At 66.3% G+C, this 18,565-nt stretch carries 17 protein-coding genes; 10 read left to right on the forward strand and 7 right to left on the reverse strand.

Features of this window, described 5'->3' with window-relative positions; all coding sequences use genetic code 11:
* The first annotated feature begins 13 nt into the window (after positions 1–13).
* Positions 14–796, forward strand: a complete 783-nt coding sequence (locus ACX9NE_RS18255) for a universal stress protein (RefSeq protein WP_459363927.1) — start codon at positions 14–16, stop codon at positions 794–796.
* Positions 797–823: 27 nt separating this feature from the next.
* On the opposite strand, the gene otsB is transcribed toward ACX9NE_RS18255, so the two are convergent.
* Positions 824–4,495, reverse strand: coding sequence for a trehalose-phosphatase (gene otsB, locus ACX9NE_RS18260; RefSeq protein ID WP_459363928.1), 3,672 nt, complete (start codon positions 4,493–4,495; stop codon positions 824–826).
* 142 nt (positions 4,496–4,637) lie between these two features.
* Between otsB and ACX9NE_RS18265 the strand changes: the two genes are divergently transcribed.
* From ACX9NE_RS18265 to ACX9NE_RS18290, 6 genes are all read left to right on the forward strand, one after another.
* The gene (locus ACX9NE_RS18265) at positions 4,638–5,534 is read left to right on the forward strand and encodes a universal stress protein (RefSeq protein WP_459363929.1); all 897 of its coding nucleotides are present in this window, start codon (positions 4,638–4,640) and stop codon (positions 5,532–5,534) included.
* A gap of 96 nt (positions 5,535–5,630) precedes the next feature.
* Positions 5,631–7,100, forward strand: a complete 1,470-nt coding sequence (locus ACX9NE_RS18270) for a bifunctional aminoglycoside phosphotransferase/ATP-binding protein (RefSeq protein ID WP_459363930.1) — start codon at positions 5,631–5,633, stop codon at positions 7,098–7,100.
* Entirely contained in the window at positions 7,097–7,312 is a 216-nt protein-coding gene (locus ACX9NE_RS18275; protein WP_459363931.1) for a hypothetical protein, read from the forward strand. Before ACX9NE_RS18270 ends, ACX9NE_RS18275 begins: the two co-directional genes overlap by 4 nt.
* Complete coding sequence (locus tag ACX9NE_RS18280) at positions 7,309–8,412, forward strand: 3-oxoacyl-ACP synthase III family protein (RefSeq protein WP_459363932.1); 1,104 nt, start codon at positions 7,309–7,311, stop codon at positions 8,410–8,412. The genes ACX9NE_RS18275 and ACX9NE_RS18280 overlap by 4 nt, the downstream gene beginning before the upstream one ends.
* Positions 8,396–9,286 carry a 3-oxoacyl-[acyl-carrier-protein] synthase III C-terminal domain-containing protein gene (locus tag ACX9NE_RS18285; RefSeq protein WP_459363933.1) on the forward strand — a complete coding sequence of 297 codons (891 nt, stop codon included), beginning with the start codon at positions 8,396–8,398 and terminating at the stop codon, positions 9,284–9,286. Before ACX9NE_RS18280 ends, ACX9NE_RS18285 begins: the two co-directional genes overlap by 17 nt.
* A 110-nt stretch (positions 9,287–9,396) precedes the next feature.
* Positions 9,397–10,272 (forward strand): universal stress protein, encoded by an 876-nt coding sequence (locus ACX9NE_RS18290; RefSeq protein ID WP_459363934.1) that lies wholly within the window; start codon positions 9,397–9,399, stop codon positions 10,270–10,272.
* Here the strand turns inward: ACX9NE_RS18290 and ACX9NE_RS18295 are convergent.
* The 3 genes from ACX9NE_RS18295 to ACX9NE_RS18305 form a co-directional block, all read right to left on the reverse strand.
* Positions 10,269–11,060 (reverse strand): glutamate racemase, encoded by a 792-nt coding sequence (locus ACX9NE_RS18295; RefSeq protein WP_459363935.1) that lies wholly within the window; start codon positions 11,058–11,060, stop codon positions 10,269–10,271. The genes ACX9NE_RS18290 and ACX9NE_RS18295 overlap by 4 nt on opposite strands.
* Positions 11,060–12,985: a methyltransferase domain-containing protein gene (locus ACX9NE_RS18300; protein ID WP_459363936.1), complete on the reverse strand. Its 1,926-nt coding sequence runs from the start codon at positions 12,983–12,985 to the stop codon at positions 11,060–11,062. Before ACX9NE_RS18300 ends, ACX9NE_RS18295 begins: the two co-directional genes overlap by 1 nt.
* A gap of 115 nt (positions 12,986–13,100) precedes the next feature.
* Positions 13,101–14,156, reverse strand: coding sequence for a cupin domain-containing protein (locus ACX9NE_RS18305; RefSeq protein ID WP_459363937.1), 1,056 nt, complete (start codon positions 14,154–14,156; stop codon positions 13,101–13,103).
* Between the two features lie 149 nt (positions 14,157–14,305).
* On the opposite strand from ACX9NE_RS18305, the gene ACX9NE_RS18310 reads away from it, so the two are divergent.
* Positions 14,306–14,671, forward strand: a complete 366-nt coding sequence (locus ACX9NE_RS18310; RefSeq protein WP_459363938.1) for a bleomycin resistance protein — start codon at positions 14,306–14,308, stop codon at positions 14,669–14,671.
* Here the strand turns inward: ACX9NE_RS18310 and ACX9NE_RS18315 are convergent.
* Together ACX9NE_RS18315 and ACX9NE_RS18320 are read right to left on the reverse strand one after the other, a co-directional pair.
* A complete protein-coding gene (locus ACX9NE_RS18315; RefSeq protein ID WP_459363939.1) occupies positions 14,668–15,336 on the reverse strand; it encodes a YoaK family protein in 669 nt (222 codons plus the stop codon). The two genes, ACX9NE_RS18310 and ACX9NE_RS18315, sit on opposite strands and share 4 nt — an antisense overlap.
* A 178-nt stretch (positions 15,337–15,514) precedes the next feature.
* On the reverse strand, positions 15,515–15,907 hold the full coding sequence (locus tag ACX9NE_RS18320; protein ID WP_459363940.1) for a DoxX family protein: 393 nt from the start codon (positions 15,905–15,907) through the stop codon (positions 15,515–15,517).
* A gap of 112 nt (positions 15,908–16,019) precedes the next feature.
* Here ACX9NE_RS18320 and ACX9NE_RS18325 point away from each other — a divergent pair, with 112 nt between their 5' ends.
* Both ACX9NE_RS18325 and ACX9NE_RS18330 read left to right on the forward strand, forming a co-directional pair.
* Positions 16,020–16,460: an SRPBCC family protein gene (locus tag ACX9NE_RS18325; RefSeq protein ID WP_459363941.1), complete on the forward strand. Its 441-nt coding sequence runs from the start codon at positions 16,020–16,022 to the stop codon at positions 16,458–16,460.
* 121 nt (positions 16,461–16,581) lie between these two features.
* Positions 16,582–17,367, forward strand: coding sequence for an SDR family NAD(P)-dependent oxidoreductase (locus ACX9NE_RS18330; RefSeq protein WP_459363942.1), 786 nt, complete (start codon positions 16,582–16,584; stop codon positions 17,365–17,367).
* Here ACX9NE_RS18330 and ACX9NE_RS18335 read toward each other — a convergent pair whose 3' ends face one another.
* Positions 17,368–18,516: a serine/threonine-protein kinase gene (locus tag ACX9NE_RS18335; protein WP_459363943.1), complete on the reverse strand. Its 1,149-nt coding sequence runs from the start codon at positions 18,514–18,516 to the stop codon at positions 17,368–17,370.
* Positions 18,517–18,565: the final 49 nt, after the last annotated feature.

The raw sequence follows: 18,565 nt of genomic DNA on the forward strand, positions 1-18,565 counted from the left end.
TCAGGAGCCCGGCATGAGCGAGCTGGACGCGAAGTCGGTGGTAGTGGGTGTCAACGGCTCGCAAGCCGCCGTCAACGCCGCCAAATGGGCGATCGATGAGGCTTTGAGCAGGCAGATGCCGCTTCGGCTCGTCTATGTCATCACACGCAAGAACGAGCATGCGGGGTCGGCGGAGGCGTCCGAGTGGGAACTCGAGCGCGCCGAGATGGTGCTGGCACAGGCCGAGAGCGCTGTCCTCAGCGAGGCCAAGGCGCAGGACAAGCCGGTGGAAATCGAAACCGCGGTGCTCTCCGGAGACCCGGGACAAGCCTTGATCAACGCATCGCAGGACGCGGCCCTGGTGTGCGTGGGCACCTCGCGGCGGGGCTGGGCCACTGACGGCTTGCTGGGCCCCACGGCCGCCGCGCTGGTCACGCACGCGCACTGCCCGGTTGCGGTGATCCGCACCAATCCTGACGGCTCACCCACCCAGGTCGGGGTGATCGCCGTCGTCCTCAACGACGAACCCGGCAACGACGAAGTGGTGCGACTGGCCATGGAGGAGGGGCGACGCCGGCACGCGATCGTGCGTCAGATCGACCGCCGCCTGGACAGCTGGGTGCGCCGCTACCCTGACGTGCCCGTGCAGATCGTTGCCTCAGGCACCGGCACCCGAGCCGGTGAGAAACACGGCAGCGCGATCGATCTCGCCATCGTCGGCGAGTCCGAGGCCTCGGCGCTGCCCGGATTGGCCACCCCGAACTGCCACCCGATCCTGGGGTATCCGGACTGCTCAGTGCTGCTGGTCCGGCACTGAGCGAAGGTATCCAGGCACCGAGCGAAGCTATCCGACTTCGATCGTGCTGCCCGGCCGCAATTGATGGACGCGGCCCCGGCATTCGACCTCGATGGGACCGGTGCCGCCGGATTCGGCGGTCAGGGCCGCACTTCGCCCGCTGATCTGCAGATGCAGCCGGTGGCCCCGGTACATGAACGGAAACTCAATCGGGCCAAGGCTTTCTGGCCACTGCGGGCTCAGGATCAGCCGGTCGTCGCGAGTCTCCAGGCCGGTGAAACACCGCTGCAGCAGATCGATGCTGCCCGCCATGGCCGCGAGGTGGATTCCTTCCGAGGTGGTACCGCCCTGAATATCGGTGACGTCGGAATCGAGCACCTTCTGGAAGTACTCGAGCGCGTTGGCGCGGTTGGCGCGCGCCAACACCCAGGAGTGTACGACCGCGCTCAACGTCGACCCGTCGGAGGTCCGCGCCAGGTAATAGTCGACGGTCCTGGGAATCTGCTCGGGAGCGAAGTGGTAGCCGAGTCGGCCGAACAGACCGAGCAACTCCTCCGACGAAAGCAGGTAGAACAACATCAGCGCGTCCGCCTGCTTGGAGGCCTTGTAGTTGTTGATGGTGTCGTTCTCGGCTTCCAGGATCCGGTCGAGTCGCTGGATGTTGTCGTACCGCTGCCGGTAACCCTCCCAATCCAGCTCGGCCAGTTCGGAATACCCTTCGAACTGACTGATCACACCATCGTGGAACGGCACGAACATGCGACGGCTCACGTGATCCCAGCGTTCTCGCTCCTGGGTGGTCAGGCCAAGCTTCGCGACGAGTTCGAGGCGGTCCCGCAGCGGCAACAGATCCAGCGCTTCCATCGCGCGCAGGATGACCCAGACCGCCATGACGTTGGTGTAGGCGTTGTTGTCGATCCCGTCGTACTCCCGGCCCGGATAACCGGAGTGGAACTCGTCCGGACCGATGATGCCACGGATGGTGTACCGGCCGAGGCCGGCGTCAAAGTGGGCCAGCCCCACCCAGAATCGCGCGATCTCGACCAACATCTCGGCCCCGTAGTCCACCAGGAACTGGCGGTCCCCGCTCACCTGGTAGTTCTGCCAGGTGTTGTAGGCGACCGCGAGACCCACGTGGTGGGCGCGCGCGCTGGCGTCGGGAACCCAGCGGCCGGACTGCGGGTTGAGGTGGACTTCCTGGCTCACCTCACGCCCATCGCTGCCCGACTGCCACGGGAACATGGCGCCGAGATGGCCCGCCCGGTGGGCCGCCCGGCGAGCTTGCGGCAGGCGCCGATAGCGGTAGAGCAACAGGGAACGCGACACATTCGGCATTCGCAGGCTCAGCACTGGTGAGATGAACAACGCATCCCAGAACACATGCCCGCGGTAGGCCTCGCCGTGCAATCCCCGAGCCGGGACTCCGGCGTCGAGCTCGGCGCTGTGGGGCGAGATTGTCTGCAGCACGTGCACCAGATGCAGCCGCAGGATTCGCAGTTCATCCTCGCCGTCACTGAGGCCGACGTTGCACTGCTCCCAAAGTCTGGCCCACGCCCTGGCATGCGGACGGTGCAGGTCGGCGTAGCGGCCGGCTGACTCGAGGGTCTGCCGCGAGGCGCTTGCGGGTTCGGCGATCGCGGCGTCGCGGCCGGTGAAGATGGTCACGACCTTTTCCAGGGTGACCGGCTGACCGGCGGACAATGGGACTTCGATGTCATGACCCCCGCGGCCGTGGTCGTGAATCGCCGTATAGTTCGCCTCGGCCGGCGTGTCGCCGCGCCAGACGGTGTTGCGTGCCGCGACCGCGATCGCGATGCGGGACTGCGACGTCTCGGTGCATAACACCACCGCATTGGACGCGACCTCCTCGATTACCGCAGCGGTGAGGTGTGTGCCGGACAGCGATTGATAGCGGTCCACCATGGTGTTGCGCACGGTGCCGTCCAGCAGTGACCTGAACTCGACCGTGCCCGACCAGTTTTCGGCATGCACGGTGGTCCGCATCGCCAGGATGTGCGGATCGTGCATCGACGCGAACCGCTGCTGATCGAGGGTCGTTATGCGGCCGGCGCCGTCGGTAAAACAAAGCCGTCGCGTCAGCGTCGCGTGACGCAGGTCGAAAGTCTGCCGGTAGAACAGCAACTCGGCATTGTCCACGTCGAACCACGGCCCGCCATTGATGCGCAGGGTCAACGGCAGCCAGTTGGGCAGATTGACCAGACTCTCGTTCTCGATGGTCCGGCCGGCGATCTGGTCGGCCAGGATGTTGTAGACGCCGGTGGCGTAGGTACCGGGGTAGTGGTGCCGGCCTGCCGGGGCCTCGGCGGCACAGCCGCGGGTGGCGACATAGCCGTTGCCGACGGTGCACAGCGTTTCACGCAGACGCTCGGTGTCCGGGTCGTAATGGTCGTAGACCAGTTCCCAGGCGTCTGGGGGAGCCGCAGCCTCCTCCTTCAGGTCCCCGGCCAGTCTTTGCAGGAATTCGGTGACGGCACAGGGATTTTCCAGGCTGAAGGTGGCAGCCGAAAGGCGGTCACCGCCTTCGGTTTGACGGACCGCGATCCCGACGCCGTCGAAGCGGATCGCATCGAACGCGTCCTCGTCGGTGATGTCATCGCCGATGAAGATCGGAAGGGTGGTGGCTGACCGTGAATCCGGGTCGCCGGCGAGGTGTCGCAGAATCCAGTGCAGCGTATTGCCTTTGTCCCAGGGGATGTTCGGACGCAGTTCGACAAGTTTGCGCCCAGTCGAGACATGCAAGCCTTTCGAACGCCCGAGCCGGCGCACCGCTGCGATCACGGTGTCGACCTCCTGGGGGTCGGCGTTGCGGTAGTGCACGGCTACCGCGAACCGCTTGCGCTCTACTATCGTGCCGCGGACGTTTGTCAGCTCGTCCGCCAGACGCGTTGCGGCACTGACCAATGTGCGGATCGACGCGGCGGCGTCAGCGGTCTGGTGCAGTGTGCCGTCGGGCGCTACGAGCTCAAAACCGTGGCTTCCCGCGAACCACAGGCCCTCGACATCGATCTTGGCGCGGATGTCGGCCAGGTCGCGGCCGCTGATCACCGCCACAGGGCATTGCCGGGTCAGCGCCCGCAACGCTTCGGCGGCCCCGGGCGCCAGCGTCGCCGATTCCGGCTGTCCGACGATCTCGGACAGGGTGCCGTCGAAGTCGAGAAAAATTACGGGTTGCCGGGCCGTGACCAGCTCTTTGAGCTGGCTGTAGACGGTCAGGGCGTCGGTGATGGTCGATACCGGCGCGTCCCCGTTGCGCACTGAGATCTCGGCGAGGTCGGCGATCACCGCGTCGGCTCCGTGTGACGTGAGTTCTTCACTCCCGTGGTCGAGGCCGATGACCAGGCTGAAACCGGCCGCGCAGGCGTCGTGGACTCCGGCTGGATCGTGCTCGATGACGGCGCATCGGTCGGGTCGGACCTTCAGTCGTGCCGCCGTGCGGGTCAGTACCTCCGAGTCGTGTTCATCGGGGAACTCGGCCGCGTCGACGAGTTCGTCGATGGGTCCGCACGACAACTGAGCGCCGGCGGGGCTTGCCGAGTAGGCGGCTGTGGCGATGCCCGCGTCGCGCAGGCGGCGCAGCAGCGGGCCGGTGGAATCTGAGGCGCGGAAGCCGCCCGACGCCGCGGCGGAAACTACTCCGTCGAGATTCAGGATCACCGCGTCGTGGTAGCGCCGGTCGATGGTGGCGGGCCATTCGGTCACGTGTGTGACGATGCCACAGGCTGAGTGCGATGAAGCCGTCGCATACCCGATCAAGGTCCCACGTCCCTGCACTTGGTGACAAAAGCCCCACGACCCAGGTCGGTTCGCGCAGTAGCGTTTTCGCTAGCGGAGGGAGAACGCAATGGATGCGCTGGAAAACCGTCGCGGCATCGTTGCCGGGGTCGACGGATCGGATCCGTCCAACGCCGCCGTCGTCTGGGCGGCGCGCGAGGCCGCGATGCGCCATGTTTCCCTGACTCTGGCCTATATGGTCAACGCGAATGTTCCTATGTATCCGGAAATGCCATTGTCGATGAGCATGGGTACCTCTCGCGATGAAGAAGGCCGCCGGGTGTTGCAGCACGCGGTCAAAGTCGCCGAAGACGTCGTCGGTACCGGCCGGCCCATCACCATCGCGAGTGAACTGAAATGGTCACCCCCCGCCCCAGCCCTGATACAGCTGTCCGAGGACGCCGAAATGGTGGTGGTGGGAAGTCACGGACGCTCGGCCCTGGGCCGGGGACTGCTCGGCTCGGTAAGTTCGGGCGTGGTGCGCCGGGCCAGATGTCCGGTCGCCGTCATCCGTGACGACCATCCCGCCGTCCAGTCGTCCGGAGGCGCTCCGGTCGTCGTGGGAATCGACGGATCGCCGGCGTCGGAGCTCGCGACGGCCATCGCCTTCGACGAAGCATCCCGTCGTGGGGCCGCGCTGAAGGCCGTTCACGCGTGGAGCGACATCGAAGCGGTCGAATTGCCAGGCCTGGACTGGACGCTGTTCAAACAAGACGCGGACCGTATTCTGGCCGAACGCCTGGCCGGCTGGCAGGAGCAGTACCCCGATGTTTCGGTACACCGCGTGGTCGAGTGTGACCGACCGGCGCGTCAGCTCATCAAGCAGGCGCAAACCGCTCAGCTCGTGGTGGTCGGAAGCCACGGTCGGGGTGCGGTCGGCGCCCTGCTGCTGGGGTCGGTCAGCAACGCGGTGGTCCATGCCGTCAGCACGCCGGTGATCGTGGCGCGACCGGTGCAGGCCGGCTAGCGCGATCGACGGCCTGTAGTCATGGAGTTCGCCACCACCGCCGAACGGTCTTCTGAGTCGGACGATTGCAGCTCGCAAGCCGCTCCGTTTGTGGAGATGCGGGAGACGCATACCGGTGTGGTGGTGTTGGCCGGCGAGCGGGTGTACAAGGCCAAAAAGCCTGTGCTGACCGACTTCCTCGACTTTCGTACCGTCGAGCAGCGGGAGCATGCGTGCCGGCGCGAAGTCGAGCTCAACCGCCGCCTGTCACCCGAGTCGTACCTCGGGGTGGCGCATCTTTCCGACCCCGCCGGAGAGGCCGCCGAACCGATCGTTGTCATGCGCCGGTACCGCAACAGCGACCGGCTGGCGTACCGGGTGCGCCACGAGGCGTCACCGGGGCTGCTGGCGGCCGCCTTGGATGCCGTCGCCGGCGTGCTGGCCGAATTCCACGGCCGGGCTGAACGCAGTGCGGTGATCAGTGCACAGGGGACGGCGGTCGCCGTCGACCGACGCTGGAGCGCGAATCTTGCCGAACTGCACAAGTTCAGCACTATCCCCGGCATGACCGAGAACTCCATCGCTCGAGTCGAGCACCTTGTCGCCGAATATCTCGCGGGGCGTGGGCGGCTGTTCGCACGCCGCATCGAGGAGGGCAGCATCGTCGATGGCCATGGCGACCTGCTCGCCGACGACATCTTCCTGGTCGACGGCAAACCCGCCCTGCTGGACTGCCTGGAGTTCGACGACGAACTACGCTACCTCGACCGCATCGACGACGCCGCGTTCCTGGCCATGGATCTGGAGTTCCTGGGCCGCAAAGACCTCGGCGAGTCTTTCCTCGCGCGCTACACCGCACTGACTGGTGACTCCGCGCCACCGTCACTGCGGCACTTCTACCTCGCCTACCGCGCGGTGGTGCGGGCCAAGGTGGATTGCGTCCGCTTCGGGCAGGGTAAGCCGGAGTGTGCCGACGATGCCGCGCGGCACCTCGCGATCGCGGTCGAGCATCTGTCCTGCGGGGCAGTCCGGCTGGCACTCATCGGAGGCAATCCGGGCAGCGGAAAGTCGACCGTAGCCCGCACCCTCGCTGAAGAGGTCGGGGCGCAGGTGATCTCGACAGACGACGTGCGCCGGGAGCTGCGCGAGTCTGGTGCCATCTGCGGGGGGCCGGGCGTGCTGGACTCCGGTCTGTACAGCCGGGACAATGTGGTTGCCGTCTACCAGACGGTGCTGCGCCGGGCCCGCCGCCTCCTGGATGACGGGCAGTCGGTGATTCTCGACGGAACCTGGCAGGACCCGGGCCTGCGTGCGCAGGCGCACCGATTGGCCGGCGCAAGCCATTCGAGCATCGTGGAAATACTGTGCGCCGTAACGGTGCAAACCACCGCCGACCGGATCGAACACCGTGCGGCCGGAAACTCCGATGCGACTCCGGAGATCGCCGCGGCGCTGGCTGCGCGCCGCGACGCGTGGAGCTCGGCGTATCGGATGGACACCTCGCAGCCTCTGAAAGCCTCTGTGGCACAGGCACTTGACGCCTGGCGCGATGCAGTGCGGAACACGAGCTCAAAGGGAACGGCATGACAATAGAGAACCCTTGCCTCGCCGAGCTTTCGGCGTCGTGCTTGACCGATGCCGAAGAGGCCGTTGGCAAGGGCGACAACAGCGCCCGCCTGTCCGAGTTGTGTCAGCGGATGCAGAAGCTGGTGGGCAAGGCTGGGATCGTTGACCAGCTGGGTGCCCGAATCCGCGCGCGGGTCCTGACAGCCCGGCACCTAAAGGAGGTATCACCATGACACGGCACTGGCTAGTGATGGAAACCGACGGACAAGGCGCACGCACCCCCTATGTCGCCCGCCTGGCCGGCGCCGGTCGGCACCTGCCCGAGACACGGCTGACCACCGACGATCTGATGGCCACCACGCGGCACCGCACTCACATCGATCTGGAGAAGTTGACCGGCATCCGGGAACGCCGGGTCTCCACCGGCGAGGAGGATTCGTTGTCCCTTGCCACCTCGGCGGCACTCAACTGCCTTACCATCGCGCAACAGGATCCCGCGGACATCGATGTGGTGATCAGCTGCAGCATCACGAAATTCCGCGGCGGCCTCACCCAGTGGCTGGAGCCGACGATGAGTGGTGCGCTGGCCCGCAACGTCGGGGCACACCAGGCGATGACCTTCGATGTGTCCAATGCCTGCGCCGGGATGCTCACCGGGGTCACGATCCTGAACAACTGGATCCGTCAGGGCATCGTGCGGCGCGGACTGGTGGTCAGCGGTGAATACATCTCGCAGCTCAGCCAGAACGCGGCCAAGCACATCCGCAACATCATGAGCAAGGAATTGGCGTCTCTGACGCTCGGTGACGCCGGCGCGGCGCTCTTGCTGGAACGGGCCCCAGCCGGCTCGGCGGGTATCGAACTCGCCGGATTCACCACCGTCGCCGACTACAGCCGGCTTTGCCTGGCGTATCCACAGGGGCATGACCCGGGCGCGCGGATGTTCACCAACTCGCGCGCCATCCAGAAGGCCGCGATAGCCGACACGCCGCTGCTGCTGCACGAAGTGCTGGACGCTGTAGGCATTTCCATCCATGACATCGACCACGTCATCACCCATCAGACCTCCGCACGCGCCATCCGCAAAGGCATGACGCGCATGAAGGAATCCTTCGGGGACAGCCCTCAGCACGATGCCGTGATCACCGTCGACCGGTACGGAAACACCGCGTCGACCACCCACACGGTGGCACTCGTCGAGGAACTGGAAGCCGGCCGGATCGCGGCCGGCGAACGGGTGGCGTTGCTGGCGTTGGCGTCCGGCCTGGAGATCGGCGTGGTCTTGTTGACCCTTGATGAGGATGTGGTGAGCCGTTATGGGCACAGTGATTGATCGAGTCGACGTTGCGCACCCCCGGTTGCGCGGACGCCACAGCGCGCTGCACCTGGCCGTCACCGCGGCCAAAGACTGTCTGCGGCAGGCCGGATGTGAACCGGCCGAGCTGGATCTGGTGGTCAACGCCGGCATCTACCGCGACCGCAACCTGGGCGAGCCGGCGCTGGCCGCGTTGATCCAGGACGACATCGGGGCCAACCCGGAGGACCCCCACGCCGACGCACACGGCACCTTTTCGTTCGACGTCGCCAACGGCGCCTGCGGTGTGTTGACCGCGCTGCAAATCGTCGACGGGTTCTTGCGCACGCGCAGTGTGCAGCGCGCACTGGTGGTGACAAGTGACGCCGGCCCCGGCCACGGGATGAGCGAGCACTTCCCTTATTCGGCGACCGGAGCGGCGTTGCTGTGCGGATGGACCGACGAAAACTACGGTCTGAGCGGCGTGTCGTGGGCCAACGCCGGCGATGCCCTGCATGACCTCGAGACATCCTCGGCCACAGTAGGATTCGCAGACGGCCGAAACGTCCTGCGGTTCCGGCAGTCGGCCGACGCGGACGACAAGTTCGCGGCGGTGGCCGCCGAGGCGGTACGTGCGTGTCTGACGCTGAACGGGGTCTCCTTGTCCGACGTCGACGTCATCGTTGCCGCCCCTGCCCGCCGGGACTATCGGGAGGCACTGAGCGGTCTGCTCGGCGTTCCCGCGGAAAAGGTCTGTGTCGCAGACGATCACCGGATGCACACGGCGGCGCTGGCGGCGGCATACCAGCAGTATGCCGCCGGCCTGAAGCCGGGAGAGCGGATATTGTTCGTCGCCGCCGGGGCGGGCGTCGTGGCAGGTGCGGCTCTGTACCGCAAGCCGCCCGCCCACTAATCGTTCACCCTGAGCAGACCCGATGTTCATGTAGTTGAGGACCTACGGCCCATGACGGAGCAGCACTCGCGCAATAGCGTTTTCGTGTATCCGACTTAAGGAGAAACGTAATGACGTCATCGAAGCGGGGGCTGGTCGCCGGAGTCGACGGGTCGTCGGCGTCGAATGCCGCGGTGGCCTGGGCGGCTCGGGATGCGGCCCTGCGCAATGTCCCGCTGACATTGGTCCACATGCTGAGCGCATACGTGCCGACCTTTCCGCAGATTCCGTTGCCAGGCGGGGTCGCGGTATGGCAGGAGGACGACGGCCGACAGGTTCTCCAGCAGGCGGTCAAGCTCGCCCGTGACTCGGCCGGGCGCGCCATCGAGATCACCAGCGAGCTGAAGTCCTCGCCACCGATACCGACACTGATCGAGTTGTCCGAGGACGCGCAGATGGTGGTGGTGGGTAGCCACGGGCGCGGCGCCGTCGGGCGGGTATTGCTGGGTTCGGTCAGCTCGGGCGTGCTGCGGGGCGCAGCGTGCCCGGTCGCCATCGTCCCGGGGGAACCGGCCGCCGACAGCGCTGAAGATGCGCCTGTGCTGGTGGGCGTCGACGGGTCCTCCGCCTCTGAGCTCGCCACAGGCATCGCTTTCGACGAAGCCTCGCGCCGCGGCGTCGACCTGGTCGCGTTACACGCGTGGAGTGACGTCGAGATGCTCGACGTCGGCGGCCTGGACTGGCCCGCGCTGGAGGTGCAGTCCGAGCAGATTCTGGCCGAGCGCCTGGCCGGCTGGCAGGAACGGTATCCCGATGTAGCCGTGCAGCGGCTCGTGGTTCGTGACCGGCCGGCCAAGGAGCTGATCGATCGTTCGAGATCAGCCCAGCTGGTGGTCGTCGGCAGCCGGGGGCGCGGTGGGATCGCGAGAATGCTGCTGGGGTCGGTGAGCAACGCTGTGGTGCATTCGGTGCACACGCCGATCATCGTGGCCCGCGCGGCCACCTAAGACGCCAGAGCTTCGCGGTCCCGTCGCCCGACCGCTCGGGTGGTAAACAAGGTGCCCCAAGCGCGAGCGGCGTTGCGCCGCATCGCATCCGGGTCGCCCATAGTCAGGAAAACCTTGTCGGCGGGGCCTGTGGCCCGCGCCGCTTTCGGATAGCGGTAGGCGATCGCCGTGGCCAGGTGGTCGGCCGGATCGATGAGCAGCGCGTTCGGCAGGGCGGCCGCGAACCATCGACTCGCCGCCGGGTAGTGCGTGCAGGCCAGTACCAGGGCGCCTACCCGCCGCAGCGGCGCGACGATGCCGGCCAGGTCGGCGTGGAACTGTGCGGAGCCGGTACGGCCCGCCTCGATGTGAGCCGACAACGGTTGCGCAACCCGGGGCAACACCACGCGTCCCGGCCTGGCCAGTCCGCGCTGATAGGGCCCGGCGTCGATGGTGAGCTGCCCCCCCACTACACCGACCGAGGTGACGTCTTCCGGGACGGAAGCCAGACCGTGGGCGATGATGCCCTCGACGACCACCGGTGCCCCGCGCAACTCGGCCACCACCGTGCTGGCCGCGTTGCAGGCCAACACCACCTCCGTCGCGCCGCGCTGGGCGAGGGCGGTGACCACTCGCATCAGGCGGTGGCTCAGTTTGTCGGCACCCATCCGGCCGTACGGGGTTGCCCCGGCGTCGGACCAGTAGACCACCGGCAGCCCGGGAACCAATCTGTCCAGTGCGTTGACCAGACCCACGCCGCCGATGCCCCAGTCGATGATGCCCAGGCAGGCATCGGTGTTGGCGGCCATCAGGGGTAGGAGAGCGGGGTGATCTGCCCCTTTGCCAATGGACCGGAATCGAATGCCACCACGCGGGCTTTCGTTGTCGCCGTCAACATCTGCAGCCGGCTGCCGGGAAAGCGGCTGCCGAAATACCAGCGGTACTCGTGCTCGGCGCGGATAGGGTTGTGTCGCAGCATATTCCGCCATTCGGCGTGATGGGTCAGGGTGGCGAGGTCGAGGGCGAACTGGGGACGCTCTCGCCGGGTACGCAGGTGTGCGGCCGCCGATCGGGCCAGCACGGGCAGGTCCCGTATCCGCGCCGGTCGCTCGACCATGTCGACAACCCACAACCGGCCGCCGGGAGCCAGGACGCGTCGGATCTCGGCCATCACCGGGTCCCAGTCGAGGTAACGGAACGACAGAAATGAGATCACCACATCGACGTGGTTGTCCGGTACGTCGAGTGCCGGACCGTTCACCTTGCCGAAGCGCAGGCGCGCCCGGTCGCGGTTGCGCTCGCGCGCCCGGGCCAGCATCCCGGCCGAACTGTCCACCCCGACGGCGAAGTCGACATCGCCGTTGTCGTCCAGTGCGCGCAGCAAAGCCCCATTGCCGCAACCGATTTCCAGCACCCGCACCCGGCGGCCCAGACCGGCGTGGGTCTCGGCAAGGCGCCCGGCCACCCAACGCCACTCGGCCTGCCTGACGCGGATGTCGGCGTAGGCCCGGTCGTAGAGTTCGGCCACGCGATCATAGGAGCGCTCCTGTTGCATTGCGGCGGGCCGGCTTTCGACCATGGGCTCGGCGCTGCACCCCAGATACTTGCGTACGCTGCCGGCCCAGCCGTGTGACTTCTTGCCCGGAGCGGCAATCAGATAAAGATTCGGGCGAGCCGCCGGTCGACGGCCCGCCCACGCAAACCGGTCCTTACGCGCGGACACGGTGGTGTAGTTGTGGTTGCCGAACGTGGCGACGCCGAACACCTCGGCGAAGAACGGCGTGAGCCAGCGCGCCGTCCGGCATGCGTGAAAATGGGCCTGCCCGTCTGCGGCAAACGGGATCGTCATGCCCCGCCACTCGTGCGGCGAGAACTGTTCGGGCCAGTCCGTCGAACCGAACATCGGGCCGTACATGCCCGAGTGGCTGATCAGGTGCAACTGGCTGATCACCCGGCCGGACGACGCGAACCGGGCGAGTTCGGCTTCGAAATCCGCCTTGCGGTGCAGACCGGAGACAACGACCTGCGCGTCGGGATGTGTGGCGGCCAGTTCACGGCCCATCGTGGCTGCGGCGACCGCGAACTCGGCCGAACCGCCCCGGTAGTGGGTGGTGTGGGCCACCCAGATCACCGGCTTGCCCGGTGCGGCAGCGGCGAACGGGAGGCGCGGGTGCTCGCCTGCCGGGATCCACGCGCCGTAATTGCCGACAAGTTCGAGTACCTCGGCCCGCTCCAGGTCGAACACCCGCATGCCGGCCGGCGGCGGACTGTAGAGATGCAGGGACAGCCCGCCGCCCGGGGCGGACATGTCGTGAATCACCTCCGGCGAGATCTCAATAGCCGTACCTTGTTGGCGCACAAGCTGTTCGGTGACGGTCAACCGCGTTTGCTCCCAGCCGAACCGGCGTTCGTCGAACGTGCTCTCGATTGCGATGACGAAGCCGCCCGCGCCGCCGTGGTCGTGTGGGGCGCAGCCGTGTCCCGGACGCCAGCGGGCCAGCATGATCTCCACCTGGTCGTCGACCCGCAGGATGGAACGCGAATACGGCTCACCGTCCCGGGGATCACCCGCCAGGGCCGACAGCGCCGGCCGGGCCGCGGTGGCGCGGGCTGTCAACTCCGCGTCCGGAAGTTCACCGCGTACCGCGACGGCTGCCAGTGTGTCCAGCAGGGGAGCCAGCTCGGCGAGGTGTTCGCGTGTGGTAGCCGGCAGTCGTTGCGCGGTGTCGGTCATGTCCTTCCCCCTTTGACGAGCCTGGCCGGGGTAGCCGCCTGGTTTCGGTTTGATAACCACACGCTCTCGCCGGGCGCTTGGAGGATTCTTGGAGGATTCTTGGAGCCGCGCGCAGTCACTCCCTGACCGAGTGCAAGTCCAGCGGGTTGCGCCGGTTGACGATCAGCGGGTCGGCCCTGGTGAACGGGAAGTCTGGTAGGTCCTCGATGTGGGTGTTGAAGGTGGCTGCGAGCACTTCGCGCGAGTAGGCGCTCACCGAGCTGCGGTAGCCGATGTCACACGGAGTGGGCTGGTCGAAGAAGATGCAGAAGTGCATGTCGGGTGCGTCGACGACCTCGATGTGGTGCGGGTACGCGCGGGGGATGAAGTACACGTCGCCCTGGCGCAGGTACCAGGTGTCCAACTGGCCGTCCGGTCCCATGATGGTCATGCGCGCCGAGCCGCGGTTGACGTAACCCATCTCCGCGGTGATCGGGTGCCAGTGCGGTTCGCGCATCCCGTCCTCGCGAATGCGCAACGAGTACATGGACAGGTCTTTGAGTGCGGGCCAGAACTGCATCCGCGCGGTCCTGGCCGAGCCGACCGCAATGCTGACGGGCGGCGTCATCGCCTCGACCGCGAATTTGTGCGGGTCGTTGAAGAACGCCGTGGCGGGCACATCAGGCGCGCCGACGCGGGCTGCCAGCACGCGGTCAGTGGTGCTGCGGCGCATCGCCGCGAAGTCCGACGCCGGCAGGTCATAGGTGTTGCCCAGTACCGCGTTGGTCATCGCGCCGAACGCCGCCCCCAGGCCGAAGTCCTCGGGTCGTTCGCTGCGGAACGCGATGATGAATTCGGCGACGTCGCTGCCGATGTTCTCGATGTGGTGCAGCGAACCGGAGTCGATGTGGAACATCTCACCCGCGCGCACCACGAAGGAGGCGAACTGGCTGCCGGTGTCGAGCACCGAGACCAGCGCGGTACCCGACACGCAGTAGGTGAGTTCATTGGCGTTGGCGTGCCAGTGCGGCGTCCGCATCGCCCCGGCGTTGATCACCAACCGCTTGATCGAGAGTCCCCGAAGGATAGGAAAGTTGTCGGCCGTCAGGCGGCGGATCGAACCGAGGTCGGACTCTTCGACGATGTCAGCGTCAGTCAGGGATGCGACGTGTGTGCTTGTCTGCGTAAGCATTTTATTCTCCTCAAGGGACTCGACGATCGCTGCGGGTTACTGCCACAACGATCCCGCTGCGGGCGATGCCGCGTCCAACACCGGTCTTCGATGTGCTGATCGGCGGCGGTTATCAAACCGTCGCCGGCATCACGTGACAGACTCCCGTTATGTCTGACGTCGCATTCACCTCGGTGGCACCGATCGTGCCGGTGCGGAACCTCGAAGCTGCCCTCGACCGCTATCGGCGGCTCGGATTCGACGCTCGCGGCTACGCAGGTCCCGAACGCTACGGCTTCGTCGACCGTGGTTCTGTTCAGATGCACCTCACCGAATGGGCCGAGCACGACCCGCTGAGCACCTCGTCGAGTGTCTATTTTTACGTCAGCGACGCCGATAGCCTGTATGCGGAGTGGAAGGCACTGCCCGATCTGGGCGGGCGACTGCATCCGCCGCATGACACGCCCTACGGGCTAAGGGAATTCGCCTACGTCGACCCGGACGGCACGCTGCACCGCATCGGATCCCCGCTTTAGCCGATCTTTCCGGGGTGTTCGTCGATCCAGATCCGTACCAGTGCGATTGCGAGGATGCCCGCCGGTATGAAGACGCAGTGGTGCCCCCAGGTATTGGTGGCCGCCGCGCCGATGCAGGCACCCACCGAAAACGCGCCGACCACCGAGGCGTAGACGGCAAACGCCCGACGTGCGGCGCGGTCGCCGTCGACGAAGCCCATGTGGGCGGCTTCGACAAGCCGCATCAGATTGCCTGTGCTGGCCACGGGCAGGTAGGTGACGTCATCGACGTTGCGGAACCAGCTCATTTGTGAACCTGCCAGAAACGCGAATGCGACTATGACGACGTTCGCGACCATCCGCACGGGGAGGAATCCGACGAAGACAAAGAATGCGACCTGAATTCCCATCGTCCACCTCAGCGGATACGAGACAGCCTTTTCCAGGCGTCCAGATTTTATGTGTGCAGCCACCGCTACGGCTGTCATGAAAGCGCAGATCGGCCAGAGCTTGCCGAGCGCCAGGACCCATTGCTGCTGAACAAGGTCGATCGCTAGCAAAATGATGTTCGCGGTTTGCACATTGACGAACACCCCGCCGAGTTCCAGGTAGGTGTGGGCGTCCATGAATCCGTTCGCGAGTGTGAGCAGGACCGCGGGCGCCAGCGTGATTTTCGGGTGTCTCATGCGTCATCCCTTGGCTCTGCGTCTCATGCGCAGACCGCTCGCGCATGTATGAGCTACGAAATCACAGGCGTTGCGTCCAGCCATTCGCAAAAGATACTGCGCATTCGCAGTTAATCGATTTTGTCACCGGCCTGACGTGATGAATGAGCCGGACATCGAGCCGCAGAAAGTCGTTGTCTCAGCTGTTGCGGTAGACCTTGATCGCCGCGGTGATCATCGGAAACTGCAGCGGTAGCCGCGCGAGCGCAATAATGCGCATCGGCCACGGCTTGTCCCACCACAGCCGAACCATGTTGAGGTTTCCGGGGTAGACGCCGATGAACAGTGCCGCTGCCGCGGCCGCCGCGGCCCGACGGGTACCGCGTGGCAGCAGCAGCGCCCCGATGACGAGCTCGGCCACTCCCGATGCGTAGGTGTAGAACCTTGCGCTGAAAGGCAATTCGGCCGGGATGATGTCGTCGAACGGCTTCGGGGCGACAAAGTGCAGGGAGCCTACGCCGAGCAACATCGCCGCGAGCCGGTACGCCGTCGTCTGGGCAGGGTCGCGCTGGACGAGCGGTTCGGTGGTCATAGCGCTCATCATGCACCGCGACCGGCTACCGTCGGTTACCTGCCCGACGGTACGAGGTTGACGCCGAGCGCGGCCGGTTGCGCGCCCGGCGGGTTGTTTAGCATGAGATCTCATGGTCGAGATTCACGTGCAGCGAACGATCGCGGCTCCCGTGGAGCAAGTCTTCGACTGGCTGGCCGATCCGGTCAATCTGGGCACGGCGCCGCTGGTCTTGAAGTCCGGGTGGGCACAGGACACTCGCGGTCCCGGTGTCGGAGCCGTTCGCGAGGTGGTCGGCACAGGCATGTGGTTTCGTGAGGACATCACCGCCTACGACCGTCCGCACAGTTACACGTATCTGATCGTGCGCTCGGTCCCGGCGTTCAACCACGAGGGCGGCACCCTGACCTTCACGCCGTCCGGCGACGGCACCCATGTCGACTGGCTGACCAACTACACCCATCCGGTTTATGCGGGAGGAAAGCTGATGGAGTCGGTCACCCGGCCCCTGCTGCGGTGGAATTTTCTCGCAATCCTGGGAGCTTGCGAAAAGGCGCTTGTGAGTCCGCTGTGAGCCTGCATTTCAGCTTTCCAAGACGCTTTTCCCGACGCCGTCGCGGTGTAGGACTAGCCATACCTGTCCGACACGGTTGCCGAGGGGTCTGCCGTGTGGGCAGGTCAACCGAGGGGCGTCGGTGACCGCTGACCGTGCCGATGGGCGCACCTTTGTGGTCACTGGCGCTGCATCGGGCATCGGGCTGGCTACAGCCCGCCGGCTGCTGGACGAGGGCGGCAGCGTCGTCGGCGCCGACCTGGTGTCGCCTCCCGATCTGGGTCCGCGATTCCACGGCGTGATCGCCGACATCAGCGACGAAATCGCGGTGGCCGCGGTCTTTGCGGCGGTGCCCCACAGGTTGGACGGGGTGGTCCATTCCGCGGGGGTGGCCGGAGGCGGACCGGTGCACCTGCTTCCCCAGTACGAATGGGACCGGGTCATCAGGATCAATCTCACCGCAACGTTTCTGGTCGCGAAGGCGGCGCTGGCCAAGATGATCGCTCAGCCACGAGTGGACGGCGAGCGCGGGTCAATCGTGACTCTGGCCAGCGTCGAAGGGTTGGAGGGAACCGCGGGCGGAAGTTCATACAATGCGGCCAAGGGCGGGGTCGTGCTGCTGACGAAGAACATTGCGCTGGACTACGGCCCGAGCGGCATCCGGGCGAATGCGATCTGTCCCGGTTTCATCGAAACACCACTTGCCGAAAGCGTTTTCGGCATACCGGGGATGGAGGGCCCACGCGCCGCGATCACCAGAGAACATGCCTTGCAACGGCTCGGACGACCGGAGGAGGTTGCGGCGATGGCGGCGTTCCTGCTGTCCAGCGACGCTTCGTTCGTCTCCGGTCAGGCGATCGCGGTCGACGGTGGTTATCTGGCTGGCCGTGATCATGAAGTAGTCGCGTTGTTCGGACTGCCGGACTGATCAGTCGCCGGGGCCGCCTTTGGGTTTCTTGCCGTGGCCCCTCGGTGGTGGCGCCGGCGGTGGTACCGGGGCGCTGCCGGGGAAGGTGGCCGCCGTCGGTGCCAGGGTCGTCTCAGGCGCCGGCGACGGCGCGCCGGTCGGCGACGGCGGCGGCGCTGAGGGCGCGGAATTCAACGCCGTCATCATGATGGCCAACAGCAGCACCGCAGCGATCGCCGCAGCCCACAATTTGCATCGTGGCGTTGCATCGGACGTGCCGGCATCCGGCGGCGCCGGCATGACCAGGGTGGCAGGGCGAACGGGGTTGGGTCCAGGGCTGTTCAGCGCCTGGCGCATGGCGCCGGCGCTGTGAAACCGCTGTTCTGGGTGGCGCGACATCGCTCGCTCGAACACTGCGGCCAGCACCGGTCGTACATCCGGGCGCAGGGTGGCGATCGGCGGCGGCGACTCATGCAGGATGGCGTTCGCGAGCGCACCGAATGCTTGCTGGGGAAACGGCCTGCGGCCGGTCAGGGCCTCGTAACCCACCACACCGACGGCATACAGATCGTCTGCCGGCGTGGCCGGTTTGCCGGCCAGCCGGTCCGGGCTCAGGTAAGCCATGGTGCCGACGACCTGGCCGGTCATGGTGTGCGCGCCGCCGGCCGTCTTGGCGATGCCGAAATCGGCGAGCTTGGCCTCACCGGTGGCGGTGAACAGGATGTTGCCTGGCTTGACGTCGCGGTGCAGAATGCCGGCGTCATGAGCCGCGGTGAGCGCGGCGAGAACGGCATCGAGAACCGTCTGGACCAAGGGTTGTGGCAGCGGTCCTCGTGCGATGTGGTCGGCCAGTGACACGCCGGGCAGACGCTCCATCACGATGAAGGGCAGCCCCCGGTGCTCACCGACATCGTGGACCACAACGATGTTCTGGCTGCTGAGCGCGGCCGTGGCGCGCGCCTCGGTCTCGAAGCGCAGCCGGCTCTGCGGACCTTCACCATCGCCCGGGCCCGACTGCAGCAGCTTGATCGCCACTGGGCGGCCCAGCTTCCGATCCCAGCCCTCACGGACCTCCGACATGCCGCCGCGCCCCAGCACTCGGCCGAGTTCGTAGCGGCCGTCGAGTACGCACTGCGGCTCCACCAGCGCTTTGCGAGATTCCGTCGTCATTTCCCCTGGGACATAGCCAAAGATGTCGGGTCCGAAACTTGTGGCGTAC

This window comes from Mycobacterium sp. ML4 (genome assembly GCF_054515735.1).